Origin of the sequence: Bradyrhizobium sp. LA6.8 (assembly GCF_040547935.1) — a bacterium.
GTDB lineage: Bacteria > Pseudomonadota > Alphaproteobacteria > Rhizobiales > Xanthobacteraceae > Bradyrhizobium > Bradyrhizobium barranii.
In genome coordinates this window covers 270,718-289,895 of the sequence record NZ_JBEPQQ010000004.1, presented here as the reverse complement: position 1 = coordinate 289,895, position 19,178 = coordinate 270,718, and the positions used below count along the sequence as shown (strand labels likewise).

The 19,178-nt window shown below is 62.8% G+C and carries 19 protein-coding genes; 10 read left to right on the top strand and 9 right to left on the bottom strand.

Annotated elements, in window-relative coordinates; all coding sequences use genetic code 11:
* Positions 1-334 precede the first annotated feature (334 nt).
* Both ABIA90_RS21595 and ABIA90_RS21590 read left to right on the top strand, forming a co-directional pair.
* The gene (locus ABIA90_RS21595) at positions 335-1,522 is read left to right on the top strand and encodes a phage major capsid protein (protein ID WP_354119460.1); all 1,188 of its coding nucleotides are present in this window, start codon (positions 335-337) and stop codon (positions 1,520-1,522) included.
* A gap of 12 nt (positions 1,523-1,534) precedes the next feature.
* Positions 1,535-1,942: a hypothetical protein gene (locus ABIA90_RS21590; RefSeq protein ID WP_354119461.1), complete on the top strand. Its 408-nt coding sequence runs from the start codon at positions 1,535-1,537 to the stop codon at positions 1,940-1,942.
* Between the two features lie 74 nt (positions 1,943-2,016).
* Here ABIA90_RS21590 and ABIA90_RS21585 read toward each other — a convergent pair whose 3' ends face one another.
* The 4 genes from ABIA90_RS21585 to ABIA90_RS21570 form a co-directional block, all read right to left on the bottom strand.
* Positions 2,017-2,916, bottom strand: a complete 900-nt coding sequence (locus ABIA90_RS21585; protein ID WP_354119462.1) for a hypothetical protein — start codon at positions 2,914-2,916, stop codon at positions 2,017-2,019.
* Positions 2,917-3,055: 139 nt separating this feature from the next.
* Positions 3,056-3,334: a hypothetical protein gene (locus tag ABIA90_RS21580; RefSeq protein ID WP_354119463.1), complete on the bottom strand. Its 279-nt coding sequence runs from the start codon at positions 3,332-3,334 to the stop codon at positions 3,056-3,058.
* Between the two features lie 15 nt (positions 3,335-3,349).
* A complete protein-coding gene (locus ABIA90_RS21575) occupies positions 3,350-3,982 on the bottom strand; it encodes a hypothetical protein (RefSeq protein WP_354119464.1) in 633 nt (210 codons plus the stop codon).
* Between the two features lie 45 nt (positions 3,983-4,027).
* A complete protein-coding gene (locus ABIA90_RS21570; RefSeq protein ID WP_354119465.1) occupies positions 4,028-4,822 on the bottom strand; it encodes a hypothetical protein in 795 nt (264 codons plus the stop codon).
* A gap of 315 nt (positions 4,823-5,137) precedes the next feature.
* On the opposite strand from ABIA90_RS21570, the gene ABIA90_RS21565 reads away from it, so the two are divergent.
* Together ABIA90_RS21565 and ABIA90_RS21560 are read left to right on the top strand one after the other, a co-directional pair.
* On the top strand, positions 5,138-5,299 hold the full coding sequence (locus tag ABIA90_RS21565; protein ID WP_354119466.1) for a hypothetical protein: 162 nt from the start codon (positions 5,138-5,140) through the stop codon (positions 5,297-5,299).
* Between the two features lie 820 nt (positions 5,300-6,119).
* Positions 6,120-8,210, top strand: coding sequence for a hypothetical protein (locus tag ABIA90_RS21560; RefSeq protein WP_354119467.1), 2,091 nt, complete (start codon positions 6,120-6,122; stop codon positions 8,208-8,210).
* A 66-nt stretch (positions 8,211-8,276) separates the two neighbouring features.
* On the opposite strand, the gene ABIA90_RS21555 is transcribed toward ABIA90_RS21560, so the two are convergent.
* Positions 8,277-9,119, bottom strand: a complete 843-nt coding sequence (locus tag ABIA90_RS21555; protein WP_063981465.1) for an AAA family ATPase — start codon at positions 9,117-9,119, stop codon at positions 8,277-8,279.
* 105 nt (positions 9,120-9,224) lie between these two features.
* Positions 9,225-9,470, bottom strand: coding sequence for a GlsB/YeaQ/YmgE family stress response membrane protein (locus ABIA90_RS21550; RefSeq protein ID WP_063981466.1), 246 nt, complete (start codon positions 9,468-9,470; stop codon positions 9,225-9,227).
* Positions 9,471-9,593: 123 nt separating this feature from the next.
* Here ABIA90_RS21550 and ABIA90_RS21545 point away from each other — a divergent pair, with 123 nt between their 5' ends.
* The 3 genes from ABIA90_RS21545 (at position 9,594) to sseA (ending at position 12,295) form a co-directional block, all read left to right on the top strand.
* Positions 9,594-10,769 (top strand): vWA domain-containing protein, encoded by a 1,176-nt coding sequence (locus ABIA90_RS21545; RefSeq protein WP_028156289.1) that lies wholly within the window; start codon positions 9,594-9,596, stop codon positions 10,767-10,769.
* Positions 10,770-10,825: 56 nt separating this feature from the next.
* Entirely contained in the window at positions 10,826-11,239 is a 414-nt protein-coding gene (locus ABIA90_RS21540; protein WP_028152329.1) for a rhodanese-like domain-containing protein, read from the top strand.
* Between the two features lie 204 nt (positions 11,240-11,443).
* On the top strand, positions 11,444-12,295 hold the full coding sequence (gene sseA, locus ABIA90_RS21535) for a 3-mercaptopyruvate sulfurtransferase (protein ID WP_354119468.1): 852 nt from the start codon (positions 11,444-11,446) through the stop codon (positions 12,293-12,295).
* A 2-nt stretch (positions 12,296-12,297) separates the two neighbouring features.
* Here the strand turns inward: sseA and ABIA90_RS21530 are convergent, their stop codons facing one another.
* Positions 12,298-13,068 carry a hypothetical protein gene (locus tag ABIA90_RS21530; protein ID WP_354119469.1) on the bottom strand — a complete coding sequence of 257 codons (771 nt, stop codon included), beginning with the start codon at positions 13,066-13,068 and terminating at the stop codon, positions 12,298-12,300.
* A gap of 366 nt (positions 13,069-13,434) precedes the next feature.
* Here ABIA90_RS21530 and ABIA90_RS21525 point away from each other — a divergent pair, with 366 nt between their 5' ends.
* Positions 13,435-14,631 (top strand): L,D-transpeptidase family protein, encoded by a 1,197-nt coding sequence (locus tag ABIA90_RS21525; RefSeq protein ID WP_071917197.1) that lies wholly within the window; start codon positions 13,435-13,437, stop codon positions 14,629-14,631.
* A 56-nt stretch (positions 14,632-14,687) separates the two neighbouring features.
* On the opposite strand, the gene ABIA90_RS21520 is transcribed toward ABIA90_RS21525, so the two are convergent.
* Positions 14,688-15,650 carry a D-2-hydroxyacid dehydrogenase family protein gene (locus ABIA90_RS21520; protein ID WP_354119470.1) on the bottom strand — a complete coding sequence of 321 codons (963 nt, stop codon included), beginning with the start codon at positions 15,648-15,650 and terminating at the stop codon, positions 14,688-14,690.
* Positions 15,651-15,783: 133 nt separating this feature from the next.
* Entirely contained in the window at positions 15,784-15,999 is a 216-nt protein-coding gene (locus ABIA90_RS21515) for a hypothetical protein (protein WP_028152324.1), read from the bottom strand.
* Positions 16,000-16,235: 236 nt separating this feature from the next.
* On the opposite strand from ABIA90_RS21515, the gene ettA reads away from it, so the two are divergent.
* Both ettA and ABIA90_RS21505 read left to right on the top strand, forming a co-directional pair.
* Positions 16,236-17,885, top strand: coding sequence for an energy-dependent translational throttle protein EttA (ettA, locus tag ABIA90_RS21510; RefSeq protein WP_166102215.1), 1,650 nt, complete (start codon positions 16,236-16,238; stop codon positions 17,883-17,885).
* Positions 17,886-17,892: 7 nt separating this feature from the next.
* Positions 17,893-19,119, top strand: a complete 1,227-nt coding sequence (locus ABIA90_RS21505) for a lytic murein transglycosylase (RefSeq protein ID WP_354119471.1) — start codon at positions 17,893-17,895, stop codon at positions 19,117-19,119.
* Positions 19,120-19,178: the final 59 nt, after the last annotated feature.

Genomic DNA, 19,178 nt, shown 5'->3' with positions numbered 1-19,178 from the left:
CTAGCACTGCACATCGTCCCCGACTGTGAAATAAGACACATAGCTGCCCGGACGGCGCGACGGCACGTCCACACATGGCCTTCTCGGACCTCTTGCGATGTCCGCTTCTGCGCCGCTGTTAGGGGATAAGCGGACATCGGATTCAAGCAGATACTGGTGCTGTCCTGGCATGATCCGGGCATCTTGGCTTCTCTCTTGCGCCCGGCCCCGATCAGGCAGAGAATCTGTGCGCGCATTGGATCGCGGTTTCCGGGACGCCGGCAAGACACCCACGATCCGAGGCATGGCTATAGCCCGCAATGATTTGCACGGCCACAACGCCGAGGGCACAGCCATGAGCACGACCGAACATTTCGAGCAGCGCCGCCAGCTCACTGACATCCAATCGCAAATCTCGAAACTGACCGCGCGGCTTTCGCGGGGCAACGGACCGTCGCCGCGCGATGTGCTGGCGCGATCGGTGATGTGCCGTGTGCTCGCGGTCCAGCACAAGACCACGCCATTCGCGGTCGCGGCCGAGTTGTTTCCCTACGACAGAAGTGTGACTGCCGCGATCCACGCGCCGGGCAGCGTCATCAGCAAGGCTGCGGTGGCGCCGGCGCAGACCACGGTCGTCGGCTGGGCGAGCGAATTGGTGACGCCGACCGTGCTCGGCGTGTTGCCGATCATCGCACCGCGAAGTGCCTATAGCCAACTCTCGCAACTGCCCGCCACAATCCGCGCCGATCTTGCCGGCCATGGCTCCGTCAAGGTGCCGACCCGATCGCCATCACCGACGCTCGCGCCGGCTTTCGTGGGCGAGGGCCAGCCGATCCCGATCCGGCAAGCCGCCGTCGCCAACACGGCGCTGACGCGGAAGAAAGCGGCGGTGATCTCGGAATTCACCGGCGAAATGTTGAACCGCAGCGCGGTCGACATCGAGCAACTGATCAGGGACGTGATGGCGGCCGATACGACGACCGCGCTCGATGGCATTCTGCTTGACGCCAACCCCGCCACCGCGATCCGGCCCGCCGGCATCTTGAACGGCGTCACCGCCAGCGCGCCCACGGCCAGCGGCGGTCTCGCTGCACTGGCTGGCGATGTCAGAACATTGGCCGCCGCGATCGAAGCCACCGGGCCGTTGATCGCACCGACCTTGATCATGTCGAGCACGAGCGCGCTGATCGTGCTGCTGTCGTTGACCGGCGGCATTGTGCTCAGCGTGCAGGATGACGGCCCGCAATTGGCGATCGTGGCGGCACCGTCCGTGCCGAGCAAACGGCTGATCATGATCGATGCCGCCAATTTCGCCTCCGGCGAGGGCGACACGCCCGACATCATGACGACCACCGAGGCGTTGCTGCACGAGGAAGACACCACGCCGCTGCCAATCGGCACGGCGGGAAGCCCGGCCACCGTCGCCGCGCCCGCGAGAAGCCTGTTTCAGACCAACGCCATCGCGGTGCGCATGATCACGGACTGCGGCTGGACCATGACGCGCACCGGCCGCGTCGCTTACATCGACAACGTGACATGGTGACGGGAGGGCGCGATGAGCAACGACTTCCCGATCCGCACCATCGCCTCGACCAGTGATCTGCTGCAATTGCTCAGCGACTACGATAGGCAATGCCAACGGGAGATGTCCCACATTTCGATGGCGGTGGCGTGGGCATTGATCAGCGGTTTGGTGGTCGCACTGGAGGACCACAGCGTCACCGCACGGACCGCCGCCAGAAACAGCTTCTTTGCCGGGCTCGCCGCGCGCATCCGCGCCGTCCGGGCCTCGCAGAGGGAGCGCGACGCCTTTATGCAGCGCGAATGGGCAAAGCAGGACGCCGCGCAACGTCGCGGCGCCAATGCGCTGAAAGAGAACGCGCGGCTGAAAAAGCGCGTCGCCGAGCTTGAGGCCGAGCAGCGGCAAGCCGGCTACGGCGTGCCGCGCGCGGTGAACGAATGACCGCGCCCAACCAGCCGCCTGGATCGGCACATATAGCCGCCACCCAACAAAGCGCTCGCGGTCGCATTCTCAATTTATGTCCCCGACCGCCTCAAAGTAATAGCGTCAATCGTCGCCTGGAAGCCGTCAATTATGCGCTTCTTTTCAATTCCATCCACCAGAGAGTGGGCGATCCCAGCAATTTTCTCGACATATTCTGGAGTGAACACCGCTAACTTTTCACCATCTTTGGTGTGACCGTTACGATGAACGCAGTCATGTCGATAGATCACTGCTCGCATCAATGTCTCGAGTTCGTCCTTGCTGAGCAACTTGAACAGATCAATGTTTAAGACCGTCTGGTATAGAACGCGCACTCGCGCAATATTATGATACATGAGAGAACGTAGATGTTCGATTACCGTCTTGCGGACAAGGTTCGGATCAGCCGCGATCTCTGCGAGATTGAATTTCTCTTTCTTTAGATCAGCGTCTTCTTCGAGTAACCGGTTCATGGCATCTGGTTTGGTTGTGACGTGAATTATCGCGGTGTCGGCAAGAAATGCTTCCATCGCCGAGATCTGGTGAGCAAATACCATTCGGTTCATCAAGCTGCTCCCGTCGGCAGGGAGTGCGTTCTCTTTCAGCATGATCCATGTCTCGCGATGTGATCGCATAAACACCGAAAAGGCGTTGTCCGGAGGCTCTGGTTCTTCCCAGTCATCCTCGTCCGAGCCATCATAAAAGGCGGTGTCGGCATCAACTGTCACTAGCGGGTGATCGTGGATTTTAATGTCGCAATCTCCGGCATTATTGATCACACTGGCCGCAAACATCTCATCGCAGTTACGGCACTCTAGATCGAGATCGCCTTCGGCGGTCATATCGGATGCGCGGTCGGCCATCCAATACGGCTCCGGCACATCAATCCGGTCGATCACCTTTGCTCCGCACTTCGGGCAGGTGAACGAAATGTCACACTTATAATCAGGCATCTCTGATTTCCTTAAACGGACGTAAAGCCCTGCAGGTTGATAGATCAACTGAGTGAATCCTCAGGGCAGCACAATGCAGGGTAGCAGCAGCACAAAGGGATTGGGACGCTTGTCCCGGTTATTCACAGGGTGAGCTCGATCACCGAACGATCCGAAAGACTTTTGCGCGCTGTCGTCGCGTCGCTGGCGTCGCCTTCATGTCGCGCCGATTCAACGCCCTCATCATCCCGATTCGCGCCATCATCGCAGGGCCGTTGCGCTCCGCGACTAGCAACAGCGTCATCGCGGCCTGCCATTCGTCCGCGTCGTGCTCGACCTTCGGCAGCTCGGTGATGTGCGTGGCGGCGTCGCGCAGCGTCACCAGCTTGCTGCCGTCCGGCAACATGATCGGGTCGTCAAACTGCGCCGACCATGGCATCAGCCGGTGCCCTTATTACTCGTCCTTTAACGCTGCGAGGCGAGCTGCATGATCTTTTTCCTTTATCCAATCTCCGCCGGCGTGCCCTGAAAGGGTTTCCACCCAAAGAAGGAAGCACATGTCCTGCACGGCCCGAATGAATTGGGTCCGAGGGTTTGTGGTGCTGCGGTACATGTCAAGACGAACTCGATGGGGTTGCACCTTGTTGATGGTCTCGTCGAGCATCGCGTTCATTTGACGGTAAGAGCTGGTCATGCGCAGCTTATTGCACTCGCTTCGCTGCGATTTAAACGAGATCGGCTGCATGCTGTGGGCAAAATTGTTTCTAATCCGTCTAATTAGATGCAGCCTTCTGTGTCCCTCCTCGGTGTAAATTCCCAGTAGAAGACCAATATCAATTCGAGCAGAAAAGGTAGCTAGCGGGCCATAGCCGTTGAACACCTTCGCCTCCGTTGGACCGTGGCGTTCGATGCGTGAATGGATCGCATCGAGCAGATGATCTTCCAAAATTGATGTCGCGATGATCGCGGCTCCGCGATCTCTTTGCTTAGGAATTTCATTAATCGCATGCCGATATTTGGCTCCATCTTCTCCTAGCAGAAACCAACCCATCCCCTGTCCGGCCGCGCGAGCGCTCTTTTTACGCATTCTAGCCAGTCCCCATCTGACCGTATGAATACTTTAGGCCGCACCTCAGGCATGCGCAGTGGGCGCAGTCGGCAACTTCGTCGCCAAGTCGCCTGCAAACAGGTTGCAGGCGAACGCTATCTCGCTGAACTCGGCAGATTTGAAGGTGATCTTCTCGCCCCAGGCATAAGATCGAAGCCTGCTTTCCCGCTTCGTCATGATTTCCACCATCTCGGTGTGCTCGTCCGCTTCAATGACCGTGCCCACAGCAAGTTCGACTTCGACGCCGGCCGGATTGACGTAGAACATCTTGAGCCGAGGCAAAATCAGCGTGAGGTGTCCTGTTTCATCGACGTCGTTGTCACCTACGATGCCCGCCCTATGTTCCAAACAATTTCGAACCTTTTGGAAGGACGCGAACTCCTCACCGAAAGCAAGCGGCGCGGTCAGACCGGCGTTGACTTCATTGAGCAAGGCAGGAAACAGCAGCCGTCCCGCACGCTTTCTAATCGCCGCGACCTTTGCCTGAAGCTCTCCCCACGTCGTTTGAACCTGAGGGCTCTTTAGTAATTCGATGTAGAAGACGGCCTCCTCGAGCGTCTCGCGAACACCGCGTGCCAACTCCTGAAAGCCTTTGGCCAGCAGCCAATTCTCGTAGAGGTCAAATCGCTCGGTTGCTGTCATCTCGGGGCCCGTGAAGCGGTACTTCATGGCGTTCGTGACGATTTCTGGCTCCTTGGAAAGATCGCTAACAGCCGCCGACTGCAAGCAGAACGTGACGATCTCGCTACATTGCCAGGCCGCCCTCTGGGCGGGTGCGGCGACACCATTGGCGTTTAAATTGAGTTGCAGCTGCTGCATGACGCACCATCCCCTGGGAGCAAACGCTAACGCAGAGAAGGGTGCGGCGCGCGGGTCAAAACGCAGGTACTCACAGAATTCGGCGGGCGCTCATCAGAAGTCTAACCATGGGAGCATTCAAGCCGAGCCGATTTCTCATAACAACTGCTGCAGGTTTTTGGCCCTGATCGCGATGGGCCGCGAGCGTCACAGCAAAGTTTAAAGGATTTCTTTACCTTTACTTAGGTTCCGGCCCGGCTGGTCATAGCCAGGCGAGCGCTTTCGCGCTGATAGTAGTCAGACCGCCGCTGCTGGGGGCCAAACGGAGTTGTCCGAATGGGTGTCGCAGGCTGGCGCTTCGCGCGTGTGAAAAGAACTGCTATCGGACGCTCAGCCGTTATCGCTGTGCTGGAAAAGCTGCCGCTTATCTGCCCGCTAGTTCTTGCATCTGCCTCGCTGCTCATGATTGGGATCAAACTCTACCGCGATTTGCAGTGAGGGGCTTGCTGGCCTGGCCGGGCGCTAGATGGCCCCGCGCGGCCGGGCGCGGCATCCGTAATGCGTTATTTCGATCGGGGCGGGGAAAGGGCCGGCGGCGCCCGCCGACGCACTAGCGACTCGTACACCGCTTGGTGGGCCATCGCGGCGCCGACGAAACGGCCCGCCCGGATAGGATGCCGGGCAGGCCAAGGTTTGGGACACGGGGCAATTCGCAAATGATCCCATGTCCCCGATCGGGCTGGTTTGGGAGTGCAAGCCTTTGAAACTGCAACGCTCGGCAAGTTCGTGTGGTCCTGGCCGTCGTTGCTACGGTCAAGCTCTTGCGGATGCGGCATTTGCGTCAACCGGCGCGGTGTCGGCGACTTTCGCAGGGGTGAGGGAGGCCAGAACGAACTCGGCTCCCGGGAGAGCACGGCATACGCCGTCCGACCACTGCGCAGGGAAGGCCGTGTGTTTGGCTTTACCTGTATGCCGCTGTGCAGTTCTTCTGCGTGTGCTTTCGCACAGCGGACCGTGGGTGCCAGCCGGCACCCGGTCTTCCCTGCGCCCTCTTTCCTGGAGGGCGTGACGGAGACAGCAAAGCTCGGGCGAAATGCGCCGCGAGGATGCTGCGGCGTGTCTGCGCTCGCAATGACGATGTGGAGAGCGTGCGCTTTCCCTCTTTCCTCGAGCGCGGGCTCCTCGGGACATTCACCCTTAAATTGCAGGATGTGCCTTGACGTAGTAGAAACAGCAGATGCGCTTCATCTCAATACTCTGCCTCTTGATTCTCACGATCTCTCCCTGCTTTGCCCAGTCTCCCCGGGCTTCCGCAGAGGTGACGACCCTGATCAGCCAGGGGCCTCTGCTCGCGGTGCTCGATCATGACAATTCATCCGCGCTTTCGCTGGTGACCCTGTTCAGGAAAATTCACGCCGCGCAAAAGCTGCCGCAGCCGGCGGTCGCCGACGGCCCGACGCGGGCGAGCGATTTGTCTCAATTCAGTGGGACCTACGCGCAGTTCGCTGCCGTGATGTCCGCCGACATCACGCGTATCACGGCGGGACTTGGCATCGATTGGGAAAAGGAGATCCTGAAAACCTACGACCCGAAGTCGGCCAAAACGGACGCTGGCAAGACGCTGCGGCTGAATGGCAATGTTGCGCGCGTGTTTAACGAGAGATGGCTCGGTTCCAGCGACGGATTGTTTCTCCTGTCGGGCGTAGTCAATCGGATGGACCGCCGCGATTTCGATTCCGCGCATTGCGGCGAATTGCGCTTCATCTACCGGCTCGGCTACGAAGTGAGGATGAACGGCAAGACTTACGCGTCGCGCATGCCGTTCACCGTGAACATGGTGTTCAGTTACGCGGATGACGGCAGGAATTGCCAGGATGTCGCCTCGCTCTGGCGCGTCGCCGGGATCGATACTGACGATCCGGCAGTGGTTGCCCAACGCCTGCTGCAGGGGCCGCTGGATTTTTCGCGACTCATCTTCAAGCAGATGGAGATCAATGCGCAGGTGGTGCGCTTCCCATCAGACCTCGAAAACATGGAGAACCGCAAATTCGCCGGACAGGCGATCTACTGGATGCGGATCTTCGCGCTGAGGGATGGCAAGTTTCAGCCGACACGGCTGGAAAATACGCCTGATGTGCAGGCAATCCTGAAGGATCCCGCCAAGCAGAAGCAGTTGCAGGACTATCTCGCCGGCCACATCGCCGAGATCGACAACGGCACCTTCAGGATACCGGAGAGCCTGGAGGCCGATATCGCGCTGAGTTTTTCCACTGCCGGCAGCGCGCGCATGGCCAATCGTCCCTTCGATCTCGCAATCGGCAGCGAGCAGGCGGCACGGATCGTCGCGGCGGCGGGTGTCCCCGGGAGGTCACCAAAATTCGTGCAATCCGGCGCGGGTCTGCTCGAACGCCTGAACACGTCGTCCTGCATGGGCTGCCATCAATCATCCTCGACCGCCGGGTTCCATGTTCTCGGCGTGGACCGGTTCGATTTCGGCCGCGACGCGGACGCCATCAGAAACGCCCTTGACGGCAACGAGTTGCAATTGCCGTTCTCGCCCCATGTCTACGCGGAACTTGTTCGCCGCAAGGACTATGTCGAGCGGGTTTCGCTCGGTCAGGCGCCGAACAGTTTTCGCCCGCATCCTTCGGCACCCCCGGCGGCCTGGGAGAGCGGAAATCCGGCCTATGTTGTCGCCGGCGACAACATGCCGTGCCCTTTGAATGCGGATCTGGCGCAGGCCGCGAAATGGAGCTGCAATGCCACGCGTAACCTCACTTGTCAGGCGTTGGTGACGAACGCTGCGACTTCCTCCAATCTCGGCCAATGCGTGGCCGCGGCACAGAATGTCGCCGCGGGTTTGAGCTGCTGCTCAAACGTTATCGAGGACTCCACAGCGAAGACCGCCGCCAACAACCCGCTCGGCTTCAACCTGCGCGCGTTCAGCGACCGCGTCAGCAAGGAAGAACTCGTCTACAAGCTGTCGGAAGGAAAATTGAGCGGCTACGGCTACAACTGCCGTCCAACGAAGATCGGCGTGCCGCTGGGCCGCGTCACGCGTCCCTGCAAGCCCGAGGAGGCGTCGCTGGCGGTGATCCGGCCGGGCAGCGCGCCCGAGGAAATCTGCGCGATCGTCGGAGGCAAGGGCTTTGAGCAGATGGCCAAGGGATATTTCGACAGCGGCATTTTCGCCGCTGGCGTCGGCCGCGGCCTCCTGAACACATGCTCGCCGTCGCGGTTTTGCCGCGAGGACTATATTTGCCAGCAGATGCCGGATTTTGTCACGAGTGCAAGGTTCAACGTCAGTGCCCCGGCGTTGAATAACTTGAGAAGCCGAAAGATCGGGTTCTGTACCCCAACCTATTTCGTTTATCAGCTCCGCCTTGACGGTCATCCGAATCCGAGATGACGCGGGGAAGCGCGGCCCAGAGTAGCGGTAGGAATTGCGGTCAGGTTGTCTCTGCGCGCTGGCAGATCAAACCTCCCTCCGACTCAAAAACGCCAGCCGCTCGAACAGGTGCACGTCCTGCTCGTTCTTGAGCAGCGCGCCGTGCAGCGGCGGGATCAGCTTGCGCGGGTCGCGTTCGCGCAGTTGCTCCACGCTCATGTCCTCGTTGAGCAGCAGCTTGAGCCAGTCGAGCAGCTCGGAGGTTGAGGGCTTCTTCTTCAGACCGGGCACCTCGCGCACCTCGAAGAAGATGCGCAGCGCTTCCTCGACCAGGCGCTTCTTGATGCCGGGGAAATGGACGTCGACGATGCGGCCCATCGTGTCGGCGTCGGGGAACTTGATGTAGTGGAAGAAGCAGCGGCGCAGGAAGGCGTCCGGCAGCTCCTTCTCGTTGTTGGAGGTGATCATCATGATCGGGCGCTGCTTCGCCTTGATCGTCTCGCCGGTCTCGTAGACATGGAATTCCATGCGGTCGAGCTCGAGGAGCAGGTCGTTCGGGAATTCGATGTCGGCCTTGTCGATCTCGTCGATCAAGAGCACCGGTCGCTGCTCGGCGGTGAAGGCGTCCCACAGCTTGCCGCGCTTGATGTAGTTCCTGATGTCGGAGACGCGGGCATCGCCGAGCTGGCTGTCGCGCAGGCGCGACACCGCATCGTATTCGTAGAGGCCCTGTTGCGCCTTGGTGGTGGACTTGATGTGCCAGGTCAAAAGCGGCGCGTTCAGCGCCTTCGCCACTTCCTCCGCCAGCACGGTCTTGCCGGTGCCGGGCTCGCCCTTGATGAGCAGCGGCCGCTCTAGCACGATTGAGGCATTGACGGCGACCTTGAGATCGTCGGTCGCAACATAGTCCTTGGTGCCGGTAAATTTCATCGCGCGTCCTTGTTGGTCGTCGGCCCGGGCGTTGCCAATTTCATTGCCCCGGTCGCGACATGGGAACGGCCGCTCATGGCGGCCGTTCCTGGTTCGGTCAGGCTTTCAGACCCGTTTTATCAGCGAAAGGATGACGAGCACAATCACCGCGCCGATGGTGGCATCCACGATGGCGCCGACCGTGCCGGTGGCCAGCGCAATATGCAGTTGCGGCAGCACCCAGCTCGCCACCAGCGCGCCGATGATGCCGACGACCATGTTGCCGATCAGTCCAAATCCCGCCCCATGGACAATCTTGCCGGCAAGCCAGCCGGCGATCGCGCCAATGATGAGCGCTGCGAGAATTCCCATTGCAAACGTCCCCAAAACAACCCCGTGAGACGGTCAATTCTAGAGCAAAAAGCCGACCGGTCCAGCGTCCCGCGGCGGGCTCGGCCCCTTGACGTTCGCCCCCCGACGGGCAATCTGTCACCCATGTTCCTGCAATTCTTCACTTCTCTGCGCGATGCGCAGGTCCCCGTGACGCTGCGCGAATACCTCACGCTGATGGAGGCGCTCGACGCTGACCTGTCGGACTACTCGGTCGAGAATTTCTACTATCTGTCGCGCACCTCGCTGGTGAAGGACGAGCGTAACCTCGACAAGTTCGATCGCGTCTTCGGCACGGTGTTCAAGGGGCTGGAAAGCCTGCTCGACGCCATGGAGAAGGCGGAGATCCCCGAGGAGTGGCTGAAGAAGCTCGCCGAGAAATACCTCAGCGAGGAGGAGAAAAAGCAGATCGAGGCCATGGGCTGGGACAAGCTCATGGAGACGCTGAAGAAGCGCCTCGAGGAGCAGAAGGGCCGGCACCAGGGCGGCTCGAAGTGGATTGGCACTGCCGGCACCTCGCCGTTCGGCGCCCACGGCTACAATCCCGAAGGCGTCCGCATCGGCCAGGAGAAGAACCGCAACAACCGTGCCGTGAAGGTGTGGGACAAGCGCGAGTTCAAGGATCTCGACGGCAATGTCGAGCTCGGCATCCGCAACATCAAGGTGGCGCTGCGGCGCCTGCGCAAATTCGCGCGCACCGGCGCGCCTGATGAGCTCGATCTCGACACCACCATTCGCGAGACTGCCAATCACGGTTATCTCGACGTCCACATGCGGCCCGAGCGGCGCAATGCGGTGAAGCTGCTGGTGTTCTTCGACATCGGCGGCTCGATGGATTCGCATATCGAGCAGGTCGAGGAGCTGTTCTCGGCGGCGAAGAGCGAGTTCAAGCACATGGAGTATTTCTACTTCCACAACTGCCTCTATGAGGGCGTGTGGAAGCAGAACAAGCGCCGCTTCACCGACCGCACGCCGACCTGGGACGTACTGCACAAATACCCGCACGACTACAAGGTCGTGTTCGTCGGCGACGCCTCGATGTCGCCCTACGAGATCATGGTGCCGGGCGGCTCGGTCGAGCATGTCAACGAGGAGCCGGGCTCGGTCTGGCTCGACCGCATCATCCGCACCTATCCGCATACGGTGTGGCTCAATCCGGTGCAGCAGAAGCACTGGGACTATTCGGAATCGACCACCATCATCAAACGCATCTTCGCCAACCGCATGTACCCGATCACGATCGAGGGGCTCGAGGGTGCGATGAAGGAATTGACGCACTAGCTGTACGCGCCGTCAGTCCGGACGGCCGCGCAGAGGCCGACAAGAGGGAGAACCACATGCCCCAGACCATCACCCGCGGCATCAAGGCGCTGATCGACGAGGCCAATGCCGAGATCGAGACGCTCAACGCCAAGGAGGCCATCGAGATCTCCAAGAACGGCGATGTCGTCATCGTCGACATCCGCGACCCCCGCGAGATCGAGCGCGACGGCCGCATCCCCGGCGCGTTCGCCTGCACCCGCGGCATGCTCGAATTCTGGATCGATCCGCAGAGCCCCTACGCAAAACCGATCTTCCAGGAAGACAAGAAATTCGTCTTCCATTGCGCCGGCGGCATGCGCTCCGCGCTCGCGGCGAAGACCGCCAAGGACATGGGCCTAAAGCCCGTCGCCCACATCGCCGGCGGCTATGCCGCCTGGCGCGATGCCGGCGGTCCGGTGGAGCAGTGGGAGCCGAAGAAGAAGGGGTGAGGGGTGCTTCGCTGCCACTCCAATCTCCGGCGTCATTCCCCGCGAAAGCGGGGAATCCAGTACGCCGCGGCCTATCGGTTGAATCACAACTGCCTCGGGGTACTGGATCGCCCGGTCGAGCCGGGCGATGACAGCGGAGTTTGACGCGCGCTGTATCAACCTCGCTCGCGCTACGCGCACCGGAATGACTGCAAGGAAAGACCAATGACCACCGACCCCCTCGTCTCCACCGAATGGCTCGCCGCCCACATTGACGACGCCAACGTCAAGATCCTCGACGCCAGCTTCAAGCTGCCGGGCGTGCTGCCGCTGCCGAAGGACGACTATCTCGCCGCGCATCTGCCGGGCGCCGTGTTCTTCGACGTCGACGCGGTGTCGGATCATTCCAACCCGCTGCCGCACATGTATCCGAGCGCCGAGCAGTTCGGCCGCGATGCAGGCCAACTCGGCATCTCCAATGCCGACACCGTCGTCCTCTACGATGCCGGCGGCTGGGTCGCTGCTCCCCGCGCCTGGTGGATGTTCCTGGCCTTTGGCCACAGCAATGTGCGCATCCTCAATGGCGGGCTGAAGAAGTGGCGCGCCGAGGGGCGTCCGGTCGAGAGCGGCGAGGTGAAGCCGAAGCCCGCGACGTTTAGGGCGAGCTACGATTCAAAACGCGTGCGCAGCATGCAGCAGCTGATCGCCAACGTCGAAAGCAGCAAGGAGCAGGTGATCGACGCACGCGCCGCCGACCGCTTCGAGGGCCGCGCGCCCGAGCCGCGCGCGGGCATCCGCTCGGGCCACATCCCGGGCGCCCGCAACGTGCCCTACAATCAGCTGTTCGATGCCGCGACCGGCACCATGAAGCCGCTCGACGATCTCCGCGCCGCCTTCGCGAACGCCGGCGTCAGGCTCGATGCGCCGATCGTGACGAGCTGCGGTTCGGGCGTGTCCGCCGGCGTGTTGACGCTCGCACTCTATCGCCTCGGCATCACCGACACCGCGCTCTATGACGGCTCGTGGTCGGAATGGGGCCAGGCCGGCGGCCCGCCGGTCGCGACCGGGCCGGCGTAGCCTTACTGGCGCGTGCGCGTGGCCGTTGTCGCCAGCATCTGCTGCTGGCCGAACGGATCATAGCTCTGCCGCAACTGCTGAGGCGGAGGACGCTGCACCATGCGGTGCCGCTTCTTCGCCTTCGCCTGGCGCTTGGTCGCCTTGCTATCCGGGGCGCTGCTGTCCGCCTTCGCGTCTCCCTTGGCCTTCGCGGGCGCATCCTTCAAGGCCGGCGCCGCCGGATCGTTCAGCGCGGCCACCTTGGCTGGGGCAATGTCGGGCGCCGGGGAGGCGAGGGCGGCACCGGGATCGGCCGGCGCCGGTTCGCTGGCGGTCACGGCAGGCGTGGGCTCGGGGATCGATGCCGTTGTGTCGGCCGGGGTGAGTGTGTCGGCAGGAGCCGGCGTGATGGCTTCCGTCGTGGCCTCGGCCTGCACCGGTTCGGCGGCCGGAGGCGCGGCCTCAGGGACCTGCGGCGGCACGTCGGCCTCGGTCGTCAGGGCGGCCACCTGTTCGGGCTCGTTCGCCGGCAAGCCGATGGTCGGCACCCGGTCGCGCAGCGATGGCGTGGGCTCGGCGGCCGCTTCGGGCTCGGCGCGGAGCGCCGCGAGCACCGGCTGGGCCGGCTCGGAAGCCCGCGCAAACACCTTCTCCTGCGGGCCGTTCCGCCAGGAGGGGTTGCTGACATACTGCTCGTGGGTGGCCCGCAGCAGCGCGGCGGCACCTAGGCCGAACACCAGGATGGAGGTTGACAGCAGGATCGCGGCAAACAGGAAGCGAAAGCCGGGAAGCATCGGACGGGTTACGAATTTCCGCCCCGGCGGGTGGCGGCCGGGACCCAAGAGCCATCTGAACGCGGTGACGGTACTGATTGCCGTTCGCCACGCCGGGACGGAAGCTCAAAGCGGAGGCGAATCAGGCTGATTCGAACATATCGCAACGCCTCCGCGCCGTTCCCTTAAATTCGGGGCCAGAGACTCCGGCAATCTACAGCTCGATGCGATTTCCGCCCCGTGATGCAACGGGGCAACTGTGTGTGCCTGCATCACAAATCGCTAACTCAGGCACAAATCAGCCTGTAATGTCTTGAATGTGCCGCTATCTTCGGTCATCTGGCCGTTAACGGTCCGGATGGGCTCGGGGACTATACAAGAGCGATGATGATCAAACATTTTCTGACGATATGCGCTGCCGCAACAGTCGCTGCGGCGGGAACCTCGCTCGCACAGGCTCAGAGCTATCCGGTCCAGCAGGCGCCGAGCTATGGCGCTCCGGCCGAATATCGCCCCGGCGACCGCACGCCGAATTTCGACTCGCTGGACGACGAAGACGACGCGATGCCGCAGGCGTCGCTGCCGCCGCCCGGTCCGGCCGACGATCCGCGTTACGGCCGCCCGGCTGGCCCTCCGCCGGTCTATTCCGCCGCCCCGCCGCAGGGGCCGGTGATGTCGCCCGATGATCCGCGCTATGGCCGTCCGGCTGGCGCTCCGCCGGTCTATTCGGCGGCGCCGCCGCAGGGTCCCGTGATGTCGCCCGACGATCCCCGCTACGGCCGCCCCGCCGGCCCGCCCGCGGTGATCTATGCCGATCGCCCGGGTCAGGCACCCGGCAGGGACGGCCTGCGTCCGCCGGAGGCCGTCGGTGGTCCCGCCGCGACCGGAACGGTTCAGTCCGGCCAGCCGCCCGTGGGCAACGATGGCCGGCCGATGGCGATCGCTTCGCTGCCGCCCGAGGAGCAGCCCGACGCTGCTCCCGCGCAGTTGTCGCCGAACCTGCGCCGCCAGGAAGTCTCGCTGGCGACCAAGGAGCCGGCTGGAACGCTCATTGTCGATACCCCGAACACCTACCTCTACTACGTGCTCGGAGGCGGCCGTGCGATCCGCTACGGCGTCCGCGTCGGCCGCGATGGCTTCACCTGGACCGGCGTGCAGAAGATCACCCGCAAGGCCGAGTGGCCGGATTGGCATCCGCCGACCGAGATGATCGAGCGTCAGCCCTATCTGCCGCGCTTCATGGCCGGCGGCCCCGGCAATCCGCTCGGCGCACGCGCGATGTATCTCGGCTCGACCGTCTACCGCATCCACGGCACCAACCAGCCTTCGACCATCGGCAAGTTCGTGTCGTCGGGCTGCATCGGCATGCTGAACGAGGACGTCTCCGACCTGTTCGACCGCGTCAAGGTCGGCACCCGCGTGGTGGTGATGCCGGGTGGCCCGCCGCCGGGAACGGCGACCGCCTCCGCTGCGCCGACGTCGGGCGCTGCCGGTCCGGCTCCGATGGCTGCCCAGGCTGGCCCCGTCCCGGGCACCCAGCCGACGGTGGTGCCGCCGCTGCCCGCGCCGGTCACCGTGCGCTAAGCGCTTCGAAACAGCTCAAATCGCGAAGGGCGTGCCGTCGGCACGCCCTTTTCGTTTCAGGCCAGCTTGCGCGGCAGCTCGCGACCCCCGGTGAAGGCGTCGATCGCCTCGACCATCTGCCCGTAATGGATGCGCAAGCCGTCCTCGGTGGCGTAGCCGAGATGCGGCGTCAGCACGAGATTGTCGAGCTTGCGGAAGGGATGGTCGACCGGCAGCGGCTCGACCGAGAACACGTCGATGCCGGCGCCCGCGATCTTCCGCTGCTGCAAGGCTTCCAGCAGCGCCTGCTCGTCCACGATCGGACCGCGCGCGGTGTTGACGAGGAAGGCCGTCGGCTTCATCCGCGCGAGATCGGCAGCTCCGACCAGTCCGCGCGAACGATCGCTCAGCACCACGTGGATGGTGACGATATCGGCCTTGGCGAACAGCTCCTCCTTGGTGGCGTAGCCGACGCCGGCCGCCGCGCATTTCTCCGGCGTGAGGTTCGGGCTCCAGGCGATCACGTTCATGCCGAATGCTTTCGCGATGCCCGCCATCTTGCTGCCGAGCTTGCCGAGCCCGACGACGCCGAGCGTCAGTCCCTCGATCTCGACACCGGCAAAGCTCTGCCAGGGCTCGCCGGCATGCATGCGCGCGTTCTCGCGGCCGATGCCGCGGGTCAGTTCGAGGATCAGGCCCATGGTCAGCGGCGCGGTCGGATCGCGGGAGTATTGCGTGCCGCCGATGGCAACGCCTTGCGCCTTCGCAGCCTCCATGTCGATCGAGGCGTTGCGCATGCCGGAGGTCAAAAGCAGCTTCAGCTTCGGCAGCGACGCGAACAGGCTCTTGGGGAACGCCGTGCGCTCGCGCATCGCGCAGATGATCTCGAAATCGGCCAGCGCGCTCGCCGCGGCCTGCTCCGAGGCAAAGGGATGGCTGAACACGGTGACGTCGACGCGGTCGGACATTTTTTGCCAGTCGGCGACGTCGAGGGCGAGGTTGAAATAGTCGTCGAGAATTGCACAGCGCAGCCGCGTCATCAGCTTTCATCCATGGCGAGAGGTGATGGCGCCAGGCGGGGAGCGCCATCGTCGGAACCTGGCCATGGTTGCGCGCAATCACGCCTGCGCGCAAGCAGCTGACGTGTTCAAAAATCCGATAGGAGAGAAGGGCTCAGAGGTCGCGGGGCTTGAGGCGGAACGGCGTATCCATGCCGTGCTTGGCGCGCCAGGCGGGACCGGGACCACGCATGTAGTGCAGCTCGGGGCGGTAAGGGTTGAAAGCCGTGGCGAAGAAACGCTTCCAGAAGCCCTTGATCTCCGTGACGAGTCCGGAAGCGCTACCGGCTCGTGCCGGAACGGCTATGGAATTGGTCTCGATCAGAGCCATGATGTGGCCTCGCTGTTCTCCCCGTCGCTTCTGCCGCGGGTGGCGTCTTTTTCGGCGCCATGACGAGCTTTGGCCCACTTTATTAAAAAATGGTTTCAATTGTCCGGATCGGCGGCCGGATGGTGTCCATTCCATATTGATCCGTAGTGAACGGAGGGAAAACATTGCCCTTTGGGGGCGGGATCGTTACATCGGCGGCAAGCAAATTTCCTCAAATCGAAGGTTTCACGGGACCGATGGCGCGCCAGTTCATCTATTTCATGCAGGGCCTGACCAAGAGCTACCCGACCCGGAAGGTGCTCGATAACATTCATCTGTCGTTCTACCCGGACGCCAAGATCGGCGTGCTCGGCGTCAACGGCTCGGGCAAGTCGACGCTGCTCAAGATCATGGCCGGCCTCGACAAGGAGTATAACGGCGAGGCCTGGGTCGCCCAGGGCGCCCGCGTCGGCTATCTCGAGCAGGAACCGCATCTCGATCCGGCGCTCTCCGCGCGCGAGAACGTCATGCTGGGTGTCGCCAAGCAGAAGGCCATCCTCGATCGCTACAACGAGCTGGCGATGAACTATTCGGAAGAAACCGCCGACGAGATGACCAAGCTGCAGGACGAGATCGAGGCCCAGGGCCTCTGGGATCTCGACAGCAAGGTCGACCAGGCGATGGACGCACTGCGCTGTCCGCCCGACGATGCCGATGTGACAAAACTCTCGGGCGGTGAGCGTCGCCGCGTCGCGTTGTGCAAACTGCTGCTCGACCAGCCGGAATTGTTGCTGCTCGACGAACCGACCAACCACCTCGACGCCGAGTCGGTGTCGTGGCTGGAAGGTCATCTGCGCAACTATCCCGGCGCGATCCTGATCGTCACCCACGACCGCTACTTCCTCGACAACGTCACGAGCTGGATTCTCGAGCTCGACCGCGGCAAGGGCATTCCCTACGAGGGCAACTACTCGTCCTGGCTGGTGCAGAAGCAGAAGCGGCTCGAGCAGGAAGGCCGCGAAGACGCTGCGCATCAGAAGACGATCGCGCGCGAGCAGGAATGGGTCGCGTCCTCGCCGAAGGCGCGCCAGGCCAAATCCAAGGCGCGCTACCAGCGCTACGAGGATCTGCTCAAGCAGGCGAGCGAGAAGCAGACCCAGACCGCGCAGATCATCATCCCCGTCGCCGAGCGGCTCGGCGCCAACGTGGTCGATTTCGAAACGCTCAGCAAAGGCTATGGCGATCGCCTGCTGATCGACGATCTTACCTTCAAGCTGCCGCCAGGCGGGATCGTCGGCGTGATCGGCGCCAACGGCGCCGGCAAGACCACGCTGTTCAAGATGATCACCAAGCAGGAAACGCCGGACAAGGGCACCATCACGGTCGGCGAGACCGTGCATCTCGGCTATGTCGACCAGTCGCGCGACGCGCTCGACGGCAACAAGAACGTGTGGGAGGAGATTTCCGGCGGCAACGAGCTGATCCTGCTCGGCAAGAAGGAAGTGAACTCGCGCGGCTATTGCTCGTCGTTCAACTTCAAGGGCGCCGACCAGCAGAAGAAGGTCGGTGCGCTCTCCGGCGGTGAGCGCAACCGCGTGCATCTCGCCAAGATGCTGAAGTCCGGCGCCAACGTGCTGCTGCTCGACGAACCGACCAACGATCTCGACGTCGACACGTTGCGCGCGCTCGAAGAGGCGCTGGAAGATTTTGCCGGCTGCGCCGTCATCATCAGCCATGACCGCTGGTTCCTCGACCGCATCGCGACCCACATCCTGGCCTTCGAAGGCGAGAGCCACGTCGAATGGTTCGAAGGCAACTTCCAGGACTACGAGAAGGACAAGATGCGCCGGCTCGGCCAGGACAGCATCATTCCGCACCGCGTGAAGTACAAGAAGCTGACGCGGTGATGAGGGCATGATGCGGCGGGCGCTCATAGCTGCGGTGATCACGATCATCTGCGGCCTGTCGCCCGCCCGCGCTGCCGACGCTGCCTTCACGCAGTTCATCGCCTCGCTCTGGCCGGAGGCGCAGGCCGCCGGCGTGTCGCGCGCGACATTCGATGAGCAGACGCGCGGGCTCGAGCCTGATTACAAGCTCCCCGATCTCATCTTGCCCGGGCGGCCGGCCACCGGTGCGCCGTCGCAGGCCGAGTTCGTGCAGGTGCCTGCCGACTACGTCAAGGAAGCCTCGATCGCGCGGCTTGCGGGCGAGGGGCAGCGGCTGCTGCAAAAATATCGTCCGGCGCTGACCGAGATCGAGAAGAAATCCGGCGTGCCGGCCACCATCATGCTCGCGATCTGGGGCCGCGAGACCGATTACGGCCGCTACACGCTGCCTTACGATCTCGTGCGCGTGCTGGCGACGCAGGCCTATGTCGGGCGTCGCAAGGACACCTATCGCAACGAGTTCATCCTGTCGCTGAAGATCCTCGGCGAGGGCGTGGTGACGCGCAAGGACATGCGCTCGTCCTGGGCAGGAGCCACCGGGCTCACGCAATTCCTGCCGTCCGAATATTACAAGCACGGTGTCGACTTCGAAGGCGACGGCCGCATCGACATCTGGCATTCGGTGCCGGATGCACTGGCCTCGGCCGCGCAACAGCTCGTCAACAAGGGCTGGCAGAGCGGCGTGCGCTGGGCTTACGAGGTGCAGGCGCCGGCCAAGGTCGATTGCACCAGCGGCGTGCCCGAGGTGACGAAACCGATCGGCCAGTGGTTGCGCGAAGGTTTTGTGCCGGTGCGTGGCGAGAAGCTGAGCGCTGCCGAGCAGGCGCAGCCGGCCTCACTGCTGCAGCCGGAAGGCATTTACGGCCCGTCGTTCCTGACGACGAAGAACTACTTCGTCATCAAGGAGTACAATTTCTCCGACCTCTACGTGCTGTTCGTCGGCCATCTCGGCGACCGCATGACGCGCCCGCTGCCGTTCGCGACACAATGGGCGGCCTCCAAGCAGTTGCGCACCAAGGACGTCGAGACCATGCAGCGCGGGCTCACGCGCGTCGGGCTCTACAAGGACAAGATCGACGGCAAGGCCGGGATGCAGACGCGCGCGGCGCTCGGCGCCTACCAGAAGTCGGCAGGCATCAAGGTCGATTGCTGGCCGAGCGAAGAGGTGCTGCGCTCGATCCAGGCGGCGCGGTAACGGGCTCAACTCTTCACCAAAGAAAAAAGCCCGGCCGAGGTGCTCGGCCGGGCTTCGAT